At 33.0% G+C, this 20,700-nt stretch carries 22 protein-coding genes, 3 pseudogenes and 1 other annotated feature (1 of these 26 running past the window's edge); of the genes and pseudogenes, 22 read left to right on the top strand and 3 right to left on the bottom strand.

What is annotated here, in order from left to right:
* Positions 1-120: a binding site (T-box leader), on the top strand; it begins 80 nt to the left of the window's first position.
* Positions 121-246: 126 nt separating this feature from the next.
* Positions 247-681: an MFS transporter gene (locus ACSVC9_RS12715; protein ID WP_446897832.1), complete on the top strand. Its 435-nt coding sequence runs from the start codon at positions 247-249 to the stop codon at positions 679-681.
* Between the two features lie 298 nt (positions 682-979).
* On the opposite strand, the gene ACSVC9_RS12710 is transcribed toward ACSVC9_RS12715, so the two are convergent.
* Positions 980-1,861, bottom strand: coding sequence for a hypothetical protein (locus ACSVC9_RS12710; protein WP_446897831.1), 882 nt, complete (start codon positions 1,859-1,861; stop codon positions 980-982).
* Between the two features lie 124 nt (positions 1,862-1,985).
* Between ACSVC9_RS12710 and ACSVC9_RS12705 the strand changes: the two genes are divergently transcribed.
* Entirely contained in the window at positions 1,986-2,453 is a 468-nt protein-coding gene (locus ACSVC9_RS12705; RefSeq protein ID WP_446897830.1) for a MarR family winged helix-turn-helix transcriptional regulator, read from the top strand.
* 191 nt (positions 2,454-2,644) lie between these two features.
* Here ACSVC9_RS12705 and ACSVC9_RS12700 read toward each other — a convergent pair.
* A pseudogene (locus ACSVC9_RS12700) lies at positions 2,645-2,866 on the bottom strand (IS110 family transposase); the annotation flags it as partial.
* Between the two features lie 86 nt (positions 2,867-2,952).
* On the opposite strand from ACSVC9_RS12700, the gene ACSVC9_RS12695 reads away from it, so the two are divergent.
* The 17 genes and pseudogenes from ACSVC9_RS12695 to ACSVC9_RS12615 all read left to right on the top strand — a co-directional run bounded on the left by ACSVC9_RS12695 (position 2,953) and on the right by ACSVC9_RS12615 (position 16,327).
* Positions 2,953-3,456, top strand: coding sequence for a hypothetical protein (locus tag ACSVC9_RS12695; protein WP_446897829.1), 504 nt, complete (start codon positions 2,953-2,955; stop codon positions 3,454-3,456).
* A 112-nt stretch (positions 3,457-3,568) separates the two neighbouring features.
* Complete coding sequence (locus tag ACSVC9_RS12690) at positions 3,569-4,408, top strand: nucleotidyltransferase domain-containing protein (RefSeq protein WP_446897828.1); 840 nt, start codon at positions 3,569-3,571, stop codon at positions 4,406-4,408.
* Positions 4,405-4,572, top strand: a pseudogene (locus ACSVC9_RS12685) (acetyltransferase); the annotation flags it as partial. The gene ACSVC9_RS12690 and the pseudogene ACSVC9_RS12685, both read left to right, overlap by 4 nt.
* Complete coding sequence (locus ACSVC9_RS12680; protein ID WP_446897827.1) at positions 4,566-5,096, top strand: GNAT family N-acetyltransferase; 531 nt, start codon at positions 4,566-4,568, stop codon at positions 5,094-5,096. The pseudogene ACSVC9_RS12685 and the gene ACSVC9_RS12680, both read left to right, overlap by 7 nt.
* A 169-nt stretch (positions 5,097-5,265) precedes the next feature.
* Positions 5,266-5,400, top strand: a complete 135-nt coding sequence (locus ACSVC9_RS12675) for a hypothetical protein (RefSeq protein WP_446897826.1) — start codon at positions 5,266-5,268, stop codon at positions 5,398-5,400.
* Complete coding sequence (locus tag ACSVC9_RS12670; protein ID WP_446897825.1) at positions 5,363-6,487, top strand: radical SAM protein; 1,125 nt, start codon at positions 5,363-5,365, stop codon at positions 6,485-6,487. The genes ACSVC9_RS12675 and ACSVC9_RS12670 overlap by 38 nt, the downstream gene beginning before the upstream one ends.
* A 158-nt stretch (positions 6,488-6,645) precedes the next feature.
* Positions 6,646-7,026 (top strand): IS66 family insertion sequence element accessory protein TnpA, encoded by a 381-nt coding sequence (gene tnpA, locus ACSVC9_RS12665; RefSeq protein WP_446897824.1) that lies wholly within the window; start codon positions 6,646-6,648, stop codon positions 7,024-7,026.
* Positions 7,016-7,372 (top strand): IS66 family insertion sequence element accessory protein TnpB, encoded by a 357-nt coding sequence (tnpB, locus tag ACSVC9_RS12660; protein ID WP_446897823.1) that lies wholly within the window; start codon positions 7,016-7,018, stop codon positions 7,370-7,372. The genes tnpA and tnpB overlap by 11 nt, the downstream gene beginning before the upstream one ends.
* Before the next feature lie 88 nt (positions 7,373-7,460).
* Positions 7,461-8,117, top strand: a pseudogene (locus tag ACSVC9_RS12655) (IS66 family transposase); the annotation flags it as partial.
* A gap of 201 nt (positions 8,118-8,318) precedes the next feature.
* Positions 8,319-8,807 carry a group II intron maturase-specific domain-containing protein gene (locus ACSVC9_RS12650; RefSeq protein WP_446897822.1) on the top strand — a complete coding sequence of 163 codons (489 nt, stop codon included), beginning with the start codon at positions 8,319-8,321 and terminating at the stop codon, positions 8,805-8,807.
* A 356-nt stretch (positions 8,808-9,163) separates the two neighbouring features.
* On the top strand, positions 9,164-9,547 hold the full coding sequence (locus tag ACSVC9_RS12645; RefSeq protein ID WP_446897821.1) for a YbaK/EbsC family protein: 384 nt from the start codon (positions 9,164-9,166) through the stop codon (positions 9,545-9,547).
* An 840-nt stretch (positions 9,548-10,387) separates the two neighbouring features.
* A complete protein-coding gene (locus ACSVC9_RS12640; RefSeq protein WP_446897293.1) occupies positions 10,388-11,809 on the top strand; it encodes an IS1182 family transposase in 1,422 nt (473 codons plus the stop codon).
* A 955-nt stretch (positions 11,810-12,764) separates the two neighbouring features.
* A complete protein-coding gene (locus ACSVC9_RS12635) occupies positions 12,765-13,244 on the top strand; it encodes a C1 family peptidase (protein ID WP_446897820.1) in 480 nt (159 codons plus the stop codon).
* 156 nt (positions 13,245-13,400) lie between these two features.
* Complete coding sequence (locus tag ACSVC9_RS12630; RefSeq protein ID WP_446897819.1) at positions 13,401-13,625, top strand: hypothetical protein; 225 nt, start codon at positions 13,401-13,403, stop codon at positions 13,623-13,625.
* A 12-nt stretch (positions 13,626-13,637) separates the two neighbouring features.
* Positions 13,638-13,829, top strand: coding sequence for a DUF4829 domain-containing protein (locus ACSVC9_RS12625; protein ID WP_446897818.1), 192 nt, complete (start codon positions 13,638-13,640; stop codon positions 13,827-13,829).
* 269 nt (positions 13,830-14,098) lie between these two features.
* Complete coding sequence (locus ACSVC9_RS12620; protein WP_446897817.1) at positions 14,099-14,686, top strand: hypothetical protein; 588 nt, start codon at positions 14,099-14,101, stop codon at positions 14,684-14,686.
* Positions 14,687-15,127: 441 nt separating this feature from the next.
* A complete protein-coding gene (locus ACSVC9_RS12615; protein WP_446897816.1) occupies positions 15,128-16,327 on the top strand; it encodes an FprA family A-type flavoprotein in 1,200 nt (399 codons plus the stop codon).
* Between the two features lie 82 nt (positions 16,328-16,409).
* Here the strand turns inward: ACSVC9_RS12615 and ACSVC9_RS12610 are convergent, their stop codons facing one another.
* Complete coding sequence (locus tag ACSVC9_RS12610) at positions 16,410-17,000, bottom strand: cupin domain-containing protein (protein ID WP_446897815.1); 591 nt, start codon at positions 16,998-17,000, stop codon at positions 16,410-16,412.
* 163 nt (positions 17,001-17,163) lie between these two features.
* On the opposite strand from ACSVC9_RS12610, the gene ACSVC9_RS12605 reads away from it, so the two are divergent.
* The 3 genes from ACSVC9_RS12605 to hflX all read left to right on the top strand — a co-directional run bounded on the left by ACSVC9_RS12605 (position 17,164) and on the right by hflX (position 20,651).
* Positions 17,164-17,775 (top strand): ribonuclease H1 domain-containing protein, encoded by a 612-nt coding sequence (locus ACSVC9_RS12605; protein ID WP_446897814.1) that lies wholly within the window; start codon positions 17,164-17,166, stop codon positions 17,773-17,775.
* Between the two features lie 351 nt (positions 17,776-18,126).
* Positions 18,127-19,341: an MFS transporter gene (locus tag ACSVC9_RS12600; RefSeq protein WP_446899858.1), complete on the top strand. Its 1,215-nt coding sequence runs from the start codon at positions 18,127-18,129 to the stop codon at positions 19,339-19,341.
* A gap of 41 nt (positions 19,342-19,382) precedes the next feature.
* Positions 19,383-20,651 carry a GTPase HflX gene (hflX, locus tag ACSVC9_RS12595; protein WP_446897813.1) on the top strand — a complete coding sequence of 423 codons (1,269 nt, stop codon included), beginning with the start codon at positions 19,383-19,385 and terminating at the stop codon, positions 20,649-20,651.
* The last annotated feature ends 49 nt before the right edge of the window (positions 20,652-20,700 follow it).

Raw genomic sequence — 20,700 nt, 5'->3', positions numbered from 1 at the left:
TATTGAAACGCACCCTTAAACTGCAGTCTGAAAATTAGTAGGATTCTGCCGGCAGTGACGCCGTTAAAATATTCAAGTTATAAATTTGGGTGGTACCGCGATAGACCTTTCGCCCCATGGAAAGGTCTATTTTTTATGCTTGTTTTTAGAAAATAATTTTTACTGGCCAGTGAAATTATATATTAAAAATATTAAATTCTTGTTTACTAAATGGAGGTATTTTAATGGAAAAAGTCAATTATATTAATGATGATAGGTGCACCTCTTGGAGCATTAATTGGGAGCTTTATTGTGGATAAATTGGGGCGTAAATGGTGCCTTATTGTATTTATGCTTGCAGCAGGAGCACTTGGATATGCATATGCTTCACAAAATACTATGGGTGTAATATTGACTATGGTTTTTTTCCTCACTGTAATTATATATATACTTCTTACACTGGGCCTTGCTATTTATGTCCCGGAATTGTTTCCTACAGACATAAGACTTAGAGGCTCAGGATTTTGTAATGCAGTAGGAAGGCTGGCAACTATATTCAGCCCTTATGGAGTAGCATGGATACTTAAAAACTATGATAACAGAACCGTTTTTATAGTACTTGGAGGTATACTTGTAGTAGTGGCATTTATTATTGCTGTGTTAGGAGTTGAAACAAAACAAAAATCCCTGGATGAAATTTAAGTGCCTGAGTTTTGAAAGTATTGATTTTAATAATTCATTTTGTCCGGTTAGTATGTGTTAGAATAATAATATAGAAATATATGTTAACTCTCAGAAAAGTCCTGGAGTTCTTTATAACCAAGGGAGTTTTAATCTGTCAGATAAATAATGATATAATTTATTTACCTGACAGATTAAAAAAGGGGGACATTGTATGCTTATAAAATTGCTGGATTTAGAACTGCAGAGACGGAGCGTAATTTTGAATGCGGCATTGAGAGAGTTTGTGCTAAAGGGCTATGAAAATGCTTCGATTTAACTAGATTGTCTCTTTAATATTATCTATTGATTTAAAATTTTTGAATAGTATCCACAAAATCGCAGCAAATATTACGGTAGATAATGGAAATAGAATTAATTCAATCGGCGAAACTGAAACACCGCTAATTGCCATGGAAATAGCCATCACATCAATAGCTAACAGTAATGTTATGCCCTTAATGATAATGATTGGGGTAAGCAAGTAACCTAAACTTTTCTTTCGCAATAGCAAAACACCACTTACTACAGTCACTGGAAGGACAATTCCTAAGTCCATTGCTTGAATAACGAAAGTAGTATAATGCTCCAAACCATTCACGGTATCATTACCAATGGTGGGAACGATTCTGCCTAACCACATCAAACTTATAATAATACCGATAACAATGATGAAAATTCCAACAGGCTTACTGGGCATGGCGGCTGAAAAGCATTTCTCCAAATTTTGCAGTTCCTGTGAAGTAATATTGATTATAAAGGCAAAAAGCGACAGTGACATCAGTAACACATAAATCAGAAAGAAATTGTTGTATATTGCTAAAAAAGAATAGCTCATATAGGTGTATAGAAAATAACCTAATGTTCCTACCAACAACAATTTTCCTTTGAGGGACCTCTTGTTCAGAATCAACGAAACCAGCAGTAGGGGAATGGCAAAGACTAGTGTAACAACGTCCTGAGCTCTTACTTGTGCTGCCATAGATACTGATTCATTATGATATAATCCTTTTCCATAAAGCCTGACGGTTTTATTATGAATAGTCTGAATTGTTTGATTTTCATTGATAGCATTATTTGAAAAGAAACCATATGCAGAAGCAATTACTGCTAGGATAATAATGAAAATCACCAGTAAGTTGCTTGTTTTATTCAGCTTCATTGTAGTCCTCCTTGATGCATGACATCAAATATAGTAACTAGTTACCATTTACATTATAGCAACTAGTTACTATAATGTAAATGGATATAATGGATAAGTTTTTGTTAATGAAAGGAAAAACGTTATGCAGATTGATGATATGATTAAAAATTATAGCGGTGAGCGGGAAAAAGAAACACGTGGTATCTTTGCGAGTATATTTATTCTGCAAAATCGTCTGCAGACAATTTTTGATAAAGCCGATCCATTTCTTACATTGAAACAATTTATGCTGCTTGTAATGATAAAATATACAACTGGTAAAACTACCTTTACTCACTTGGGGAAATTGTCAGGTTCCTCCAGGCAAAATATAAAGAAATTGGCTGCATCACTGGAGAAAAAAGGTTTTATAACCATTCGGAAAAATCCTGTTAATAAGCGAAATACCTCAATTCAGCTAACGGAAAAAGGTGATAGCTATTTTGAGGAAGTTTTTTATTTTCACAATGAAAAACTTAATAGTTTATTTCATGATTATTCTGATAAAGAAATCCATTTGTTTTACACTATGATTACCAAGTTGTATGCAGGTGTTGATAATCAAGAGTAAAAGTATAAATAAAGCATTCCCATTGGATAAAAATATTCTGCAATAAGGGGTACATCTTGAGGCAGCCATTGATTATAGAAATGATATGTTAATGGTTGAGATGTTAGAATATATAATGAAAAAAACTCCAGTATATCCTATATGAACAATTTCTAAAATATTCATATTGGGATTTAAAAGAATTATTTAATTGGATTAAAAGGTTTTTCTTCTGAGACCATATGATAGATGCATACGAGCATCATACGGGCAATCGCAATAATGGCTTTCTTGTGACCACGACGTTTCTTAATATGTTGATACTTGATTGCAAAGTAAGGTTCTTTTCTGCTTTTGGTGGCAGCTAGAGCACATTGAACCAGCAGAGGTTTTATATACTGACCGGCTTTTGCAATACGTACGGATTTCTCTTGTACTATTTTTATTCTAACACCAAGTAATTACTGCAAAAGATGAGGTGAGGGAGAGAAATCTACCCGTAAAGATTGGCTTTGATTCTGTGCCTAAAAGTCCTGTAGCGGTCCCACACTTTTGGAAAAATCTCGCAGAGGCCTTAAATAAAACATTTATTGATTCAGTTGATTTTGTAGGACATAATTTTTATGTGGATGTATTTGAAGATCATCCGCTGGATTTAAGAGAAATAACTTCAACTGTAGAACGTACACTGCGCAATTTAAGAGGGAAAAGCCTTGCTGCAGCAGGTATATCAGCTTCAGTACCTATACGGGTTACAGAAAATGGATGGCCTACGGGAAAGAATACTGCTGCCAATGTGGAAAGGACCCATGATCGTCAAGCTGAAGTCCTTGAAACAGCTATTAGAACAATCTATAATTTGCGGCAGGAGCTTAATATTTCCCATTATGAACTTTTTGGACTCCGGGATGCAGATAGTTCAAAAGAGGATCTATTTCATCAATATGGAATTATGAGGGATGATTATTCGCCTAAACCGGCTTATGATGCATTTAAAAAATTAATTTATGAGCTGGGTGTTTGAGTTAATATAAATAAAAACCTGAATTAATTTTTGGCATTTCCTCTAATTATTTTATACTTTGTGTTGATAGAGCAAATGTAGTTTTTGATATTGATAAAAGGAGTGTGTTCGTATGATAGATAATATTATTCAATTAGTAACAGAGAAATTGTCTTCTTTGCCTTATATAGAAGGCATCGTATTAGGGGGTTCCCGTGCAAGAGGTACCCATACAGAGGATTCTGATATAGATATCGGAATCTATTACAATTCAGAATCATTTGACCTGACTGCGATTAATCAACTTGCTGCAGGGTTGGATGATGAGCATAGAAGCAATCTTGTTGTACCTCCCGGAGCGTGGGGTGATTGGATTAATGGCGGTGGATGGTTAGTTATAAACGGGTATCATGTTGACTTGATTTTACGTGATATAAAACGGGTGGAACAAATAATCAAAGATACGGAGCAAGGAATTGTTACTGCCAATTATCAGACCGGGCATCCTCATGGTTATATAAGTGCTATGTATCGTGGAGAATTGGCAATCAGCAAGATACAATATGCTAATGATGAAAACTTTTATGAGTTTAAAAAGCAAGCAGAACGTTATCCAACCGCTTTGCAGAAGGGATTAACTGGATTTTTTATGTTTGAGGCAGGTTTCTCTTTAATGTTTGCTGAGAACAATATTGATAAAGACGATGTATCCTATGTTTGCGGACATTGCTTTCGAAGTATATCTTCCCTTAATCAAGTCTTGTTTGCAATAAATAAAGAATACTGTATAAATGAAAAAAAGGCTGTTAAGATGATTGAAGATTTTAAGATCAAGCCAAGCGATTACAAGGAAAGGGTCGATAAGGTTATTTCCTTAATATCAACTGATGTAGATTGTACAAGAAAAGGAATAGAGATTCTTCAAAGACTAGTAAATGAGGTTGAATACCTGAAAGGAGCCCATATTCAATGACGGGGCCAGATAAGAGAAAACTTTATCCCAATGAAAATATAAAGACGGTTTGCTATATAAGCAGTCTGCCTAAAAGGCCCAATGTTGAGATTGGGGAATACACTTATTATAGCGATAATAAAAAGTCTCCAGAGAAATTAAAGGAGGATATTTACGAATGGATATAATTATAAGACAGGAAACTGAAAAAGACTGCAGACTTTCCGAAAAAGTGGTGGAAAAAGCATTTGAAAATGAAGAGCACAGTGATCATAGAGAGCAGTTTTTGGTAGCTAAATTGAGAAAAAGCGATGTATTTATACCGGAGCTTTCTCTTATTGCCGAAATTAACAAAAAAATTGTAGGTCATAGCCTGATGACAAAGCTAATTATTAAAGGTGGTGAAAAGGAATACGAATCGTTGGCACTGGCTCCTGTTTCGGTTTTGCCTGAATATCAGAACAAAGGTATTGGAACAGGGTTGATTGAGGAAAGTCTGAAGCTTGCAGAAGAAATGGGCTTCAAATCTGTAATTGTTCTTGGACATGACAGGTATTATCCTCGATTTGGATTTAAACCTGCAAGCACATGGGGAATTAAGGTACCATTTGATGTGCCGGATGAATCGTTTATGGCATTGGAACTTGAAAAGGGAAGTCTTGATAACATTAAGGGAACTGTGGTTTATTGTAAAGAATTTTTTGAGTAAGGTAACCTGTGTAACCGTAATAAAAAATTCTGCGATGTACTTTTCGCTCTGCAAAATTCTGATGAAATAATTATACACATGAATCTTATATATAAGTCAACATTAGAGATAAAAATCGAAATTTATGAGGAGGAAAATCCCGTTATGAATATAAAAAAAATTACTGACAATGGCAGTTATGAGTTATATTGGAGTTGATAATTGCCATACAGCAAAAGAAAGAGTTAGAATTAGAACTGTAAAAGGCGAACTTATAGGAGGATGTTATGAAAATCTCAAAGAAGGATGCATTGATATGGTTTGAATTTTTTTCAAAATTGCCTGAGGAAGAGGAAATTATGACAAAACAGCAGGAAATAGTTTACTCTGCCTTTGCACAAATTGAGGCAGCCATTGATCATAGAAATGATAGGTTAATGTCGAAAATTAAAGGCTTGAAAACTTTGCAGAACAGAACTTTTTTTGTGGGAAATGAGAGTAAATTTCCCCAGGGGTGCCGTTCCTGTCTGTTGGGTGCTGGTCTGAATGCAATCAGGAAAACCAACAAGTGCAACATGGAGTGCAAGTTCTGTTATGATTATGGAGAACTGGAAGATATTCCTCCAATTGGCGAAGGTATGTGGGAAATCGGGGGCACAAGATTTTATGACAAGGATATTGATCTGCTTCTATCAATTCAGAAGAAGCCCACTGGCATTTGCTATGTTTATTTAGAGCCATTCATGGAAATTGAAAAATACTATCCGGTAATAAAGAAATTTAGTGATGCTCAAATTCATCAGCATCTGTATACAAATGGAATTTTAGCTGCAGAGGATACATTGAAAGCATTAGGTGAAGCCGGCCTTGACGAGATACGGTTCAACCTGGGGGCTTCTAATTGTTCGGACAAGGTGATTGAAAATATCGGAACAGCGAAAAAGTATATTAAAAGTGTAGGTATTGAAACTCCAATGACTCCCGAGTTTTTCGAAACTTTTCTCAAGAAAAAACAAGCCATCTTGGAGACAAAACTTGATTTTATCAATTGTGCAGAATTACATTTGAATGAGAATAACATAGACAACTATTATGGGGATAACATGTATATTTCAAGACAAGGCTATATATCTCCAGTATGGAGCAGGGAATTGACTCTGAAATTCATGAAAATAGCTGATGAGGAAAAGTGGGATTTAGTAGTTCATGACTGTTCAAATTATACAAAATTTGCTAGAGATTTAAATTTGAGCGGCAAAGAGGGTAAATGGTTTGGAGCCAGTAGTTATGCCTGTGAGTTTTCCAGGATTCCATATGAAGTATTTTTGCCAATACTGCGTGATGACAATTTCAAATTTTTAAGTGAAGAAGAATTGCCTGACGGCTATAAACCAGGAAAGATGATTTCTTAGAGGGCTTTAAGCGTCATCATTGGTGATTAATTAAAGCTGTACGGTATGCGTCAAATAAGAAAGTGGATAGAAACCACCCAAAAAGTATGAAATAATCTTCTAAAATAAATTTTAAAGTTTTTCAAGTTAACTTTAAAAACTTTAAAAGGAGATTTTATATGGATGTACAAAAAGCAACTCAAGAATATAGAATGAGTGAGTGGATTAAAATTATACGTGAATGCCGCAGCAGTGGTAAGACTGTGAAATCATGGTGTACGGAAAATGGCATCAGGACCAACAGGTATTATTATTGGTTGAGAAAAGTACGTGCTGCTGCCTGTGAAGCTCTCCCTTCCAAAAATCCAGGGGAACAAATAGTTCCTGTAGATACTTCCAAATTATCAGGTGTCATTTCCACAGATGCAGCCTATGTTTCTCCAGAAACATATCAGGCTGATATTATTATCCGTTTTGGTCGTGCAGTTCTTGAAATTCACAACGGTGCCTCGGCCAGTTTAATTGAAAATGTTATGAAGGTGCTGCAAAATGCTGGGTGATATTTCAAAGGCAGAGAAAATATATATTGCAACCGGACATACAGATATGAGGAAATCAATTGACGGGCTGGCTGCCATCGTACAGAAGAATTTTGAACTGAATCCATTTCAGAACAGTCTGTTTCTCTTCTGCAGACGGAAGAGAGACAGATTGAAAGCACTATATTGGGAAGGTGATGGATTTGTGCTTCTATACAAGAGGTTGGAAAATGGATGTTTTAAGTGGCCTAAAGATGCAGAAGCAGTAAAATGTATAACACCCCGGGAATTCAGGTGGCTTATGGAAGGCCTGTCCCTGAATCAGCCAAAGGCTGTAAAGAAAGTAGATATACAAACTGCCCTCTAGTGTCAGAGAAATCTGAAATCATGCGGTTTTATAGAAATTTATGGTATAATAACAGATATAAAAAACGAGTGAAGGAACTGTCTCAATTATGTATACCAAAAATGAAGTTATAGAACTTAAAAATCGCATAGCACAGCTGGAGAAGGAGAATAAAACTCTCCATGAGACAGTTGAATTTCTGACACATAAATTATTTGGCAGGAGCAGTGAGAAGACTTCTGTAATTGCAGGACAGATAAATCTTTTCAATGAGGCAGAAGTTTATAGAAACCCTTCGGTACCGGAACCAGATTTACAAGAAGTATCAAACTACAGGCGTAAAAAATTTGATGGACAAAGAGCAGAACTGTTGAAGGATATTCCACATCATGCAGTAATCTGCGGCCTTGAAGAAGATGAACGCTTCTGTGAAAAATGCGGGACACCTTCAAGAAGTGGGGACTGCCCGCAGAAATTTTTAAAGGGCTTTAGAGGATATCTCCATACGGACTGTTATAAAGGTTATAACAAAGTTCCGGGAATAACAAGATGTCTGTGCTGGACACATCTTAGAATATATTTTGTTGAAGCACTTCCAAAGGACATAAAAAGTCCGGAAGCCACACTCCCGGCAAAAGGAATTGATTTCTGCAACAAACTCTTTGCAGAGGAAAAATCAATGAAAGATCTTACTCCGGATGTGCGAAAGGAAAAGCGTCTTGAAACGGAAAAACCGATTCTTGAGGCCTTTTGGGGGTGGCTTGATAATGAAGGTTACCTACAAAAGGATAGAGTGAAACTCGAAGAATATGTAATGTAGGAGCGCCGAGCATTTCATTGACGTTAGAAAAGCAACAGAACGCCAAAAGTAGATACAATAATGAATTGCTTGAGAGAATTGTTGACAGAAATAACTTAAATCAAGCATTTAAGAGAGTTAGAGCCAATAAAGGCAGCATATCGAGTAATGGCAAGTATAACAAGGTTTATAGAAGAGAAATTAAAACTCAAAGTCAACAAAGATAAAAGTAAGGTCGATAGACCGTGGAAGTTGAAATATTTAGGATTTATATTTTATCCAAAGAAAGGTGAAATGGGAATAAGAGTACATCAAAATTCTGTTAGGAAACTTAAAGTTAAACTTAAGGAAGTAACAGGAAGAAGTAATGCTATGAGTATGGAACTCCGTGCGATTAAGCTAAAACAGATTATAATCGGATGGATTAACTACTTCAAACTGGCAGATATGAAAAGTACACTTAAGACGTTAGATGAGTGGCTTAGAAGAAGGATTAGGATGTGTTATTGGAAACAATGGAAGAAACTTAAAACAAAACACGATAATCTTAAAAGGCTTGGTATTGATGAATATAAAGCTTGGGAATATGCAAATACAAGAAAAGGCTACTGGAGGATATTCTGCAGCCCTATTCTATCAAAGACACTATCTAAATAAATATCTTAAAAAGCAAGGCTTTATAACATTAACCGAAAGGTATCTATAATTAGGTAATTCTTATTGAACCGCTGTGTACCGAACGGTACGCACAGTGGTGTGAGAGGTCGCTGAATAAAATAATTATTCAGCTCCTACTCGATTTTGAATTAAATTTCCAGGAGGTTTAAAAGTTGCACAGCCCACTTTTCCTAATCTAAATGAGTATATAACACATAAATTTTTTGAAGTTTAATATATCGATTCATAATTTGATAAATCATCTTTTATAATATTTAAATAAGATATATTTGTTTTACTTATTCTAAAAAGCATTATATACTGAAAATAATCAAAACACAAGAGGAAGTGAAAAAATGTCTTTTAAAAAAGTAAAAGAATATTTTGACGGAATTGGTTTAGACCAGCGTATTGTGGAACGAGAACAGATAGGTGCTACAGTGGAACAGGCATCAGAGTCGATTGGTTGTAAACCGGAACATATTGCAAAAACAATGGCATTTTTTCTCGACGAAAAAGCTGTTCTAATTGTAATAGCAGGTGATGCTAAAATAGACAACAAAAAATACAAATCCTATTTTCATCAAAAAGTAAAAATGATACCTGGAGAACAGGTAGAAACTTATATTGGTCATGTACCAGGCGCAGTTTGTCCTTTTGTTGTTAATGAAGGATTCATATATTTATGGATATATCCCTCAAACGATTTGATATCATATATACGGCTGGAGGTAGCTTAAACAGTACAGTGAAATTATATCTGAAAGAGCTTGAAAATTATTCATTATCTTCGGGTTGGGTTGACGTGTGCAAGGAATGGTTATAAATGAAATTGAATAGTAAAAAGGCAGAGCTTCTTATGGCAACTGTATCTCTAGCATGGGGTTTTTCCTACTTGCTTATAAAAGTGAGCAGTATGGGCCCATTTAATTTGATTGCCCTTCGGTTTGAGATTGCTTTTATATGCATTACGCTTGTTTTTTGCCCCGCTTTCATACTCTTACTATTCCAATCTTGGCCAAACGTGTCTTAATGGGAGTACTACGTTTTCTGCTTTTCTCTGGGTTAGTTTGTGGTGTCAATTATACGACAGCTTCCACTGCAGTTTTTTTGGTTAGTACCACTGTGATAATAGTTCCAATTCTGGAAAGTGTCTTAAGACGCAGACTCCCTAATAAGTCGATTATGTTAAGTATGTTCCTTGTTATGAGTTTTATTCATGATATGTATTAAAGCTCCTGTACTTCCAGAAACGCCAGTAAAATGGATGGCATATTATATGTTCGTGATTGTTATAGAGGATTAGAGATTGGCAGAAAGCTTAACTTTTATATCTGAAGAAGAGAAGGACCAAAGTATCAAATCCGTAGCACAGTAATATTTGGTATGAATTTATTAAATAAATTAAACACTGGGGATTCATCATCCCCAGTCAGGCTGTTGATAAACATATTTTGTCAACAGCCTAATAAATTTTTTAGTCCGAAAGGGCTTTTTTTAGTTCAAAAAAGGATTTTGTTATATGTATTTAGAATATATATAATAAACTTGCCCGAAAGGGCTCTCTTAGGAGGTAAATAATGCTTACAAATAATTCAAATAAACAAAATGAGTTAGAAATAGTTTATATAGAAAACTTAGTACCAAAAGACCATATACTTAGAAAGATAGATAAATATATTGATTTCTCTTTTATAAAAGATTTAACGAAAGACTTTTATTGTCCTGATAATGGGAGACCATCTGTTGATCCTGTTGTACTATTTAAAATACTTTTTATTGGATACCTATTCGGTATTCGGTCCGAACGTCAGCTTGTTAAAGATATTGAAGTTAATGTAGCTTATAGATGGTTCCTTGGATACAGTCTTACAGATAAGATTCCGAGTCATTCAACTATTAGTCAAAATAGGATAAAAAGATTTAAAGATACAAATATATATCAAGAAATATTTGATAATATAGTACTTCAGGCTATAGATAAGAAATTAGTAAATGGAAAAATATTATATACAGATTCAACTCATCTTAAGGCTAACGCCAATAAAAATAAATTTACTAAAGAATTAGTTACAAGATCTACTAAAGACTATTTCGACCAGCTGGAACTAGATGTTAATGAAGATAGAATAGAGCATGGGAAGAATCCTCTTAAAAAAAAAGAAAAAATATCTGAATCTAAACAAATAAAAGTAAGTTCTACAGATCCCGAAAGTGGCTATATGGTTAGAGATGGTAAACCTAAAGGTTTTTTCTATTTGGATCATAGAACAGTTGATGGTAAATATAATATAATAACTGATGTTTATGTAACTCCTGGAAATATTAATGATGTAGATCCTTATATCGATAGATTGGAAACTCAGATAAAAAAGTTTAATTTTCATACAAAGTATGTAGTTGCTGATGCTGGTTATTCTACTAATCCAATTTGTAAAGCACTTTCTCAAAAAAGTTATAAAGCCGTTTTAGGCTTCCGTTTAGGACCTCACGTTAAAGGTAAATTTACCAAGAATAGATTTCAATATGTTAAAGAACTTGATGGTTATGTTTGTCAAAATAAATATCTTTTGAAATATAAGACAACCAATCGTCAAGGTTATAAAGAGTATGTTAGCAATCCTGATAATTGTAGATACTGTAAATACAAAAATAAGTGTTTAACTTCTGAAAAAGCAGTTTTTAGAACTATAAGACGACATGTTTGGGAAGATTATAAAGACGAAGTCTTCAAATTTACTAAAACAGAAAAAGGAAAAAGTATATATAATAGAAGAAAACAAAAAATTGAGCGCAGCTTTGCAGATTCCAAAAATCTCCATGGACTGCGTTATGCTCGTTTCCGTGGAATTAAAAAAGTTTCTGAGCAATGCTTGCTTACAGCAGCAGTTCAGAATATGAAGAAGATAGCCAGAGTGCTATCGCACTTATTTTTTGATTTAATAAGTAATTATCTTAAATTATTTATTCATACTAATACTTTTCAAAATGCTAACGCATAATTTAAGGACAATAATTTACCCGGAACTTTAAAAAGTCCCGGGTTTTTGAACAATCTGACTGGGGATTCATCATCCCCAGTATAAAAGTAAATACCAATGTACCAAGAAACAAAACATCCTGATTCACATAAATTACCTATAGACTTCATATAAACTTTAAACATTCTAACAACTCAAGTACATTGATATACTTATATGAGTAGTATGTGTGAAATTTAATTTGTTATGCACTAAAATTAAAAAAATAGATAGTGAAATACCTGATAAAATTCAAATTAAAATAATTTCAATAATGTGCTTTTTTAGGGAGCTTTATTAATTTAATCCTATTATTATTGTTCATTTCAAGTAAAATTATCGTTTGTCTAGAAACCTTATATAATATAAAAAGTATGATAAATAGAAAGTTTTGTTACAAACAATTAATAAATATGACATTAGATTGTAACAAATAGGTTATAAAATAATAAATAAGTAATTCCCTTGTTATTTGTGGCTGTGGTTGTAGGACACATTAAACTTAAGTGCAACTGCCACTAGGTAATATTTTAATAGATCTCCTTTAATAAGCATCCGTTATTTAGGGTGCTTATTTTGTCTACTTATTTAAGGCTGTTTCATATTATGTAAATTGATGAACCTTATTAGTTCATTAATATAAAAACAGAGGGGTATAAAATGATAAAAAGAAGTTATAAGTTAAAGCCTGATAAACAAGATATGAGGGATAAAATTTATTATGCTTCTACTATAAAACAAATTCAAGCCTTCCTAAAGTAGTAGATCTTAGAGAATATATGTCACCAATAGTGGATCAAGGAGAGCTTGGAAGTTGTACAGCTAATGCCATTGTTTCAGGATTGTGTGAATATCTTGAAAATATATCAAATAAGCCATATATAAACAATTAAGTCGTTTATATTTATATTGGTGGGAAAGATTTATAGAAAATACTGTGGATGAGGATAGTGGGGCTTATATTAGGGATGGTATGAAAGTTCTTAAACAACTTGAAGCTTCTTTTGAAACTGATTATCCTTATAATGTCAGTAAATTTACAGATGAACCAACTCCAAGGTCTATATTAGATGGAGGATCATATACAATTGAGGAGTATAGGCGTGTAAGGGATTTAGATACTTTAAAAATAGCTTTAGCTGAGAAATTACCAGTAGTTACAGGAATAAAAGTATATTCGAGTTTTGAATCAGATGATGTTGCAAATACTGGGATAGTTCTAATGCCAGATATAACTAAAGAGCAGTTGTTAGGTGGACATGCAGTATTATCAGTTGGATATGATGATAATAAAAATCAAGTTATTATGCGTAATTCTTGGGGAGAAAATTGGGGAGACAAAGGATATTTTTATCTTGATTATCAGTATTTTACTGACTCCAATAATTATGTTACAGATATGTGGATTGGAAAATAATTTTAATTTAAAAATAGAAGAGTTTTGAACAAATTCACAACTCTTCTATTTTGTCCTGGCTAGTGAAAATATGGTAATATTAATTTAAGTGGTTTCTGTATTCTAGATTTCATGGGGGTGTGAGATGAAAAAACAGTATTAGTAATTTTATGTTTTGTGATTGTAATTATGGGCTGTTTTGCAGCAAAAAAGCAAGTTTTAAACTCGAGTAAGCAGCTATCAGATTCTTCTCAACAAGTAGTAGAAAATTATTTTAAGTATCTTAATAAAAGAGATTTAGAAGGAATTAATTCAACACAAGTACAGTCGTGGAAGGACATAGATGAGAATCTTAAACATGTTAAACTTAACAGTATATCTGAAGATAAAAGAGCATCATAAAAAGAAGCTTATATGAAATATGGCCGTGGTACAATAACTCATGCAAAAGCTGAGAACATAAAGATTTATAAAGTTGAGTATACAGTTAAATATAAAAAGGATGGGATTGGTCCTGAAGATAGTGGGGAAGATGTTAAATGGTGTACACTTATTAGAAAAGACAAAAATTCACCTTGGTTAATTGATGAAATTGGAGAGGGTTAATTAACGTAAAAGAGTTTTGGAGAAATTCAGAGCCCTTTTCAGATTAAATAATATAATAAGATAGTAAAAAACCTCCAGACTAATTTTAGCTGGAGGTAGTTTTGTTGTCAAAAATTCTATTCCATTGAGACTATAAATATTTTAATTTTTAAAATTTGAATAAAAATATAATAAAATACACCCCAAAATCATTTTTGATATTCGTAAATAATTATAAAAGAGTTTATTATTCAATATGAAAATTGCATGAAATCAATGAGGTGATGGTGTTGAATGATTATATTTTGGGTATAATATTCTCAATTGGGTATATATCACGGGGAAGATTAATTTTTAAAAATAAGAATAAATATTTCCTTGAGCAAATACAAAAAATTTGTGGAAATAATATATATGAACAAAAAGATAAAAACAATGTACAATACGTATTGAGTACTAAATATTTTAATATAGAAAAATTAAAGTGTATAGGTTGGAGCAGTAGAAATTCTGATGTTCGACAATTGCCTAGATTAAAACAGTATGGGGATTTTCTAAGGGCTTATATAGAATTGCATAGTAGATTTGATTATTGCACTAGATATAAAAATAAACAGAAAAAAATAAAATACAGATCCTTGCGTTTAAGGATATACGGCAATAAAATATTAATTAGAGATATAAATAGAATATTGAATATAGATGCAAGTACTACCCTTAAATCTCCTCAAAATGAAAAAAATAATAAAACTTCCTGTATTTCATATACTTCTATAGATGAAATAAAAGCTATATTTCAGTATATAGAAGAAAATCCTTGTTTTAATAGCTTTTGGGAGGAAATTGAAAATAAATTGAGAATGCCTGTCATAGTATGAAGACTTAAATTTAAAAATTTATGGAAGGTAGAACAGTAAGTGAAATTATGGAAGAGCTAGATTTAAGCAGATCTGAAGTCAAAGGATATTAATGGAAAGTTAGTTGAATGCTAAAGTGACTTCAAAAGATAAGAGAATATAATTTCGGAAGAATAGATTTCAATAAATCTATTCTTGATTTTTATATTGATAAATTCTATATAAAAATATGACTTTGACAAAATATTTAAAAAAGCGAACATGAATTTATGTGTAATTTATCGTAAAATTATGTATAATATAAGTATACAAGAAAAGTGTAGGTATACTTATAGTAAAATTTGGAATTTTAAAATTCCAATAATACACAATAAAAGTAGACTTGCCTTGATTATAACGAATAAAAATATATTTTATAAAATATTGATTTATACAAGAAACATAATGAGGAGGATTGAATATATGTATTGTATTAGAAAAGTTGATGAAGATCTTTATTGGGTTGGTGGTAATGACCATCGTCTTGCCTTATTTGAAAATATTCACCCAATTCCAAGAGGTGTTTCCTACAACTCTTATATACTTTTAGATGAGAAAACTGTACTTTTTGATACAGTGGATTGGGCAGTTTGCCGTCAGTTCCTTGAAAATATTCAGGAAGTTCTTAATGGTAGAACTCTAGATTATATGGTAATTAATCATGTAGAGCCAGATCATGCAGCTTGTATTGAAGAGATTGTTCTTCGTTATCCAGACGTAAATATTATATGTACTCAGAAAGCTTTTACGTTTATGAAACAATTTGGCTTTCATATAGATGAAAAGGCTATAGTGGTCAAAGAAGGCGATACTCAATCTTTTGGAAAACATAATGTTGTATTTGTAACTGCGCCAATGGTTCACTGGCCTGAGGTTATGGTTACATATGATACTACCAATGGTGTATTATTCTCTGCCGATGCATTTGGTACCTTTGGTGCATTGGATGGCAAGCTGTTTAATGATGAGATGGATTTTGAACGAGATTGGCTTGAGGATGCCAGAAGATATTATACAAATATTGTAGGCAAATATGGGCCTCAAGTCCAGACACTTCTGAAAAAAGCTAGCAAATTGGATATTAAGACTATTTGCCCGCTGCATGGGCCGGTATGGCGTAATAATCTAGGATATTTTATTGAGAAGTATGATAAGTGGAGTCGTTATGAACCTGAAGAAAAGGGTGTAATGATAGTTTATGCATCCATGTATGGAAATACAGAGTGTGCAGCTAGCATTTTAGCGTCAAAGCTAGTTGAAAAAGGAATGAATAATGTAGTTATGTATGATGTTTCGAAAACACATGTATCATATTTAATTTCTGAGACATTTAAATATAGTAATATTGTACTTGCATGTGTAACCTACAATATGAAGATTTATCCACCAATGCTTGATTATCTAATGGATATGAATGCATTAAATCTTCAGAAACGTACTTTTGCTTTAATAGAAAATGGATCATGGGCTCCTCAGTCAGGTAAATTGATTCGTGAGCTTCTTGGTGGAATGAAAGATATGACTATTTTGGATAAAAATATATCATTGAGATCTAGTGTGAAAGAAAATGATATAAGTTCAATGGAAGATCTTTCCGATAGTATTATCCAATCAACAAAATAATTTTAAAATTAGAATAGTATATTAATTAGATATTGGTCCATGTATAAAAATACATGGACTGTATACTATAAGACTTATCTTATCAATGTAAAGTTTCTGCATCTGCCTTAGTTTTATGAACTGTACCATGGGGGTGTTGTGGGGGTGCATAGATAGAATAGAGTTTAATTGGCTTATTGCCTGTGTTGATTAAATCATGCCATTTCCCAGCAGGAATAACAAAGGCGAAGTTGTCGTATACTTTTTTCTGAAAATCCAGATTGTCTTTTCTATTACCCATTTTGACTAGTCCCTGGCCTTCCTCTATACGTATGAATTGATCTACATGTGGGTGGATTTCCAGACCTATATCATCTCCGACATCGATGCTCATCAAGGTAAGTTGTAAATGCTGTCCTGTCCACAAGGCAGTACGATAAGTATTGTTTTGTTTAGTAGCTTCTTTAATGTTGACTACAAATGGTTTTGGACCATAATCTTCTATTTCGATTGAATCATTATTTTCTGTAGATTCACTGGAATCAGATCTTGAATAATATTTCATTCTATCAATAGATTGTCTATTAACATGGCAGGTATATGGATACGCTCTACATATATTATACATAATATGGTTGTATGATGGTATACTTAACCAACAGACATATGGATATATTTTACAGGGATTATACAATATTGGTCATTCCTCTCATAAATTTATAGCATTTAATACTATCATATGTTTTATGTTAAAAAATGTTCAAGTAGTTTCAAAATTCTATGTTATAATTGTTGTATATTTTAGGAGTGCATTATTGAATTTCAATCTGCAATCTAATTGGGGAGAAGAAAATATTATGAAAAACAAATTTTATGCTGTAAGAAAGGGAAGAAAGACAGGAATTTATACAACATGGAATGAATGCAAACAATATGTTGCCGGGTATTCTGGTGCCGAATATAAAAGCTTTACTGACAAAAAAGAAGCGGAAGCCTATTTAAACAGGCAGATATATCATAATTGTCAAAATAAACTTGAAAGTTCATGTACTGAAACTGAAGCTGTTGCTTATGTTGATGGAAGTTTCAACAGGGAAACAAAGGAATTTTCCTATGGTGCCGTTATATTTTGGAAAGGCAGGGAGTATCATTTTTCGGATAGATTTAATGACAGTGAATTGGCGGAAATGCATAATGTTGCAGGTGAATTGAAGGGCTCCGAAAGGGCAATGGAGTTTGCATTGAAAAATAAGATAGATAAGTTGACTATTTACCATGACTATGAAGGAATAGCCAAATGGTGCACAGGTGAATGGAAAACAAAAAAAGAAGGAACCAAAGCTTATAAGAGCTTTTATGAAAATATCAGGCAAAATATAGACATAGAGTTTGTAAAAGTAAAGGGACATTCTGGAGACAAATATAATGAATTGGCAGATAAGCTTGCTAAAGGAGAAATATTTAGATAAGTTTCTGACTGTTGCAGAGATTGATTATCTATGGTATCATATAATTGTTTTCAAATGAACGGAGGGTTGCTTAAAAATGCGTATTAGATTCCGAGTTACTTTATTTAACTAATTTAATAGTTGTTAAAGGCTCTGCTCATGTGTAGAGTAAGCGGAATTGATCTGCCTATTTTTAAGAAAATCTTATTAATAATGATAGAGGGCATGTTATAAAAAGTTGTAAAAATATGCTTATAGAATTTTAGTACATTAATTTTATGTGTATTTTTAAAACTAAACATATTTTTCGATTATTGATGCACAGGCAGTGGTCCTGTGTTTTTTTATCTCAGTAAAATGGAGGAATATATGATGAATGAAAATTGGAAGAAGAAAATAACACTTTTTCTGACCAGTCAGGGTATATCGCTTTTTGGATCGTCACTAGTTCAATATGCCATAAGCTGGTATATTACATTAAAAACCCAATCTGGTGTTATGATGACTATAATAATTATCTGTAGTTTTTTACCTACTTTTTTCATTTCACCATTTGGCGGTGTATGGGCGGATCGTTATAATCGTAAAACACTTATTATTCTGTCAGATTCCATGATAGCAGTATCAACACTTATTTTGGCTATTTTGTTTTTTATGGGATATGATGCACTGTGGCTAATTTTTGTAACTACTGCAATTCGTGCATTATGGACAGGAATTCAAACACCGGCAATAAGTGCTCTTATTCCCCAGATTGTGCCAGAGGATAAACTCAATAAGGTAAATGGAACAAACAGTAGTATACAGTCGTTGGTCATGTTGATATCACCCATGCTAAGTGGTTTTCTTCTATCTATAGCTACCATTGAGAAGATATTGTTTATTGATGTTGCTACAGCAGCGATATCAGTCTTAATATTACTTTTATTTTTAAATGTTCCTGCTCATGGGAAAGCTATAAACAAAGAGTCAAACAATTACTTTAATGATATGTTTGAAGGCTATATCTATATTAAAAATCATGAATTTATTAAAAGAATTTTTTTATTCTGCGCCGTTTTTTTTATATTGTCTGCTCCCGTTGCATTTCTAACACCTCTGCAGGTAACCCGGAGCTTTGGAAATGATGTTTGGCGTTTAACGGCGATTGAAATTACTTTTTCTGGAGGTATGATGATAGGTGGTATAATAATGGCTTATTGGGGAGGGTTTAAAAACAAAATCCATACAATGGTATTATCAGCCCTTGTTATCGGACTTTGTACCTTTGCACTTGGAGTTATTCCCGTTTTTTCAATTTATTTATTTGTTATGGGATTGACGGGAATTGCTATTCCAGTCTTTAACACACCTTTTACTGTTTTATTGCAGCAGAAAATAGATGGTGATTTTCTCGGTAGGGTGTTTGGCATTTTAGGAATGATATCAAGTATTATGATGCCTCTTGGAATGCTTATTTTTGGACCAATATCTGATTTTATAGAAATAGAATGGCTTCTAATAGGGACTGGTTTATTGTTGTTTATTCAGGCTTTTTTTATGCTAAACAACAAAATTTTAATTGAGTCCGGAAAGCCAATTCAATGACATGATCGAAAAATTATCTTAAATAATATGGAGGGATATATATGGAAGAAAGAAAAACGGCTATAATAGCAGGTGTTAATTTTGATGAACAGGATAATTTCGAAAATTCCATGGAAGAGCTGTCCAATTTGGCAGATGCATGTGGTATAGAAGTTACAGGTATAATTACCCAGAACTTAAATCAAATAAATTCATCACATTATCTGGGCAAGGGCAAAATTGAAGAGCTATTAAAGTTGCTTGATGAAAAGAATGCAGATACTGTTATTTTTAATGACGAGCTTACACCTTCACAAATACGCAGTCTTGAAGATTTTTTGAAATGTAGGATAGTAGATAGAACTTCTGTAATTCTAGATATCTTTGCCTTAAGAGCAAGAACACGAGAAGCGCAGCTTCAGGTGGAAATAGCTAAATTACAGTATATGCTTCCGCGATTGGCTGGTTTTGGTGAATCAATGGATCGTCAGGGGGGAGGAGCTGGACTTAAAAATAGGGGTGCAGGTGAGACAAAACTTGAACTTGACCGAAGAAAAATAGAAAATAGGATAAGTAGCTTGAATAAGGAACTGGGAGCTCTTGTAAGTCAGCGTCAGAATCAACGAAAAAGGCGTAAAAAGCAGGATATACCGGTTATTGCACTGGTAGGATATACAAATGCAGGAAAGTCAACTGTTATGAATGCCATGCTGGAATTGTTTAATTTTTCATCTGATAAACAGGTATTTGAAAAAGATATGTTGTTTGCAACACTGCAAACTTCTGTTAGAAGAATTGATCTGCCAGGCAATAAATCATTCCTTCTTACGGATACAGTGGGATTTATCAGTAAATTGCCCCATTATCTTATAAAAGCATTCCGTTCTACATTGGAAGAAGTTTTGGAGGCTGACATGTTGATTCATGTGATTGATTATTCAGATCCTAATTATAAGGATCATATGGATGTTACAAAAAGCACTTTGAAAGAATTGGGTGCAGATAATATTCCTGTTGTATATTGCTATAATAAAATAGATATGCTGAATGATAATGTGCCTGAAAATGGAGAAGATAGTATATATATTTCGGCTAAGAAGAAAGTAGGCATAGAGGATATGGTAGATGTCATTCGCAGGAAGATTTTTGGTAAATATGTTGACTGTAATATGATGATTCCGTATGATAAGGGAAATATAGCATCATATTTGAATGACAATGCAAATATAAAGTCCACCAGCTATGAAAATAATGGGATACTTATATCTGTAGAATGCAAAGAGTCTGACTATGAAAAATATAAAAAATATGTATGTAATATTGATTCTTGATAAAATTATAATATATAATTATCAATAAAAGTGTTGGAGGAATATTTAT

This window comes from Clostridium sp. LBM24168, from assembly GCF_052953915.1.
Note: the sequence above shows the minus strand (reverse complement) of the source record. Positions and strands in the feature narration are given on the sequence as shown.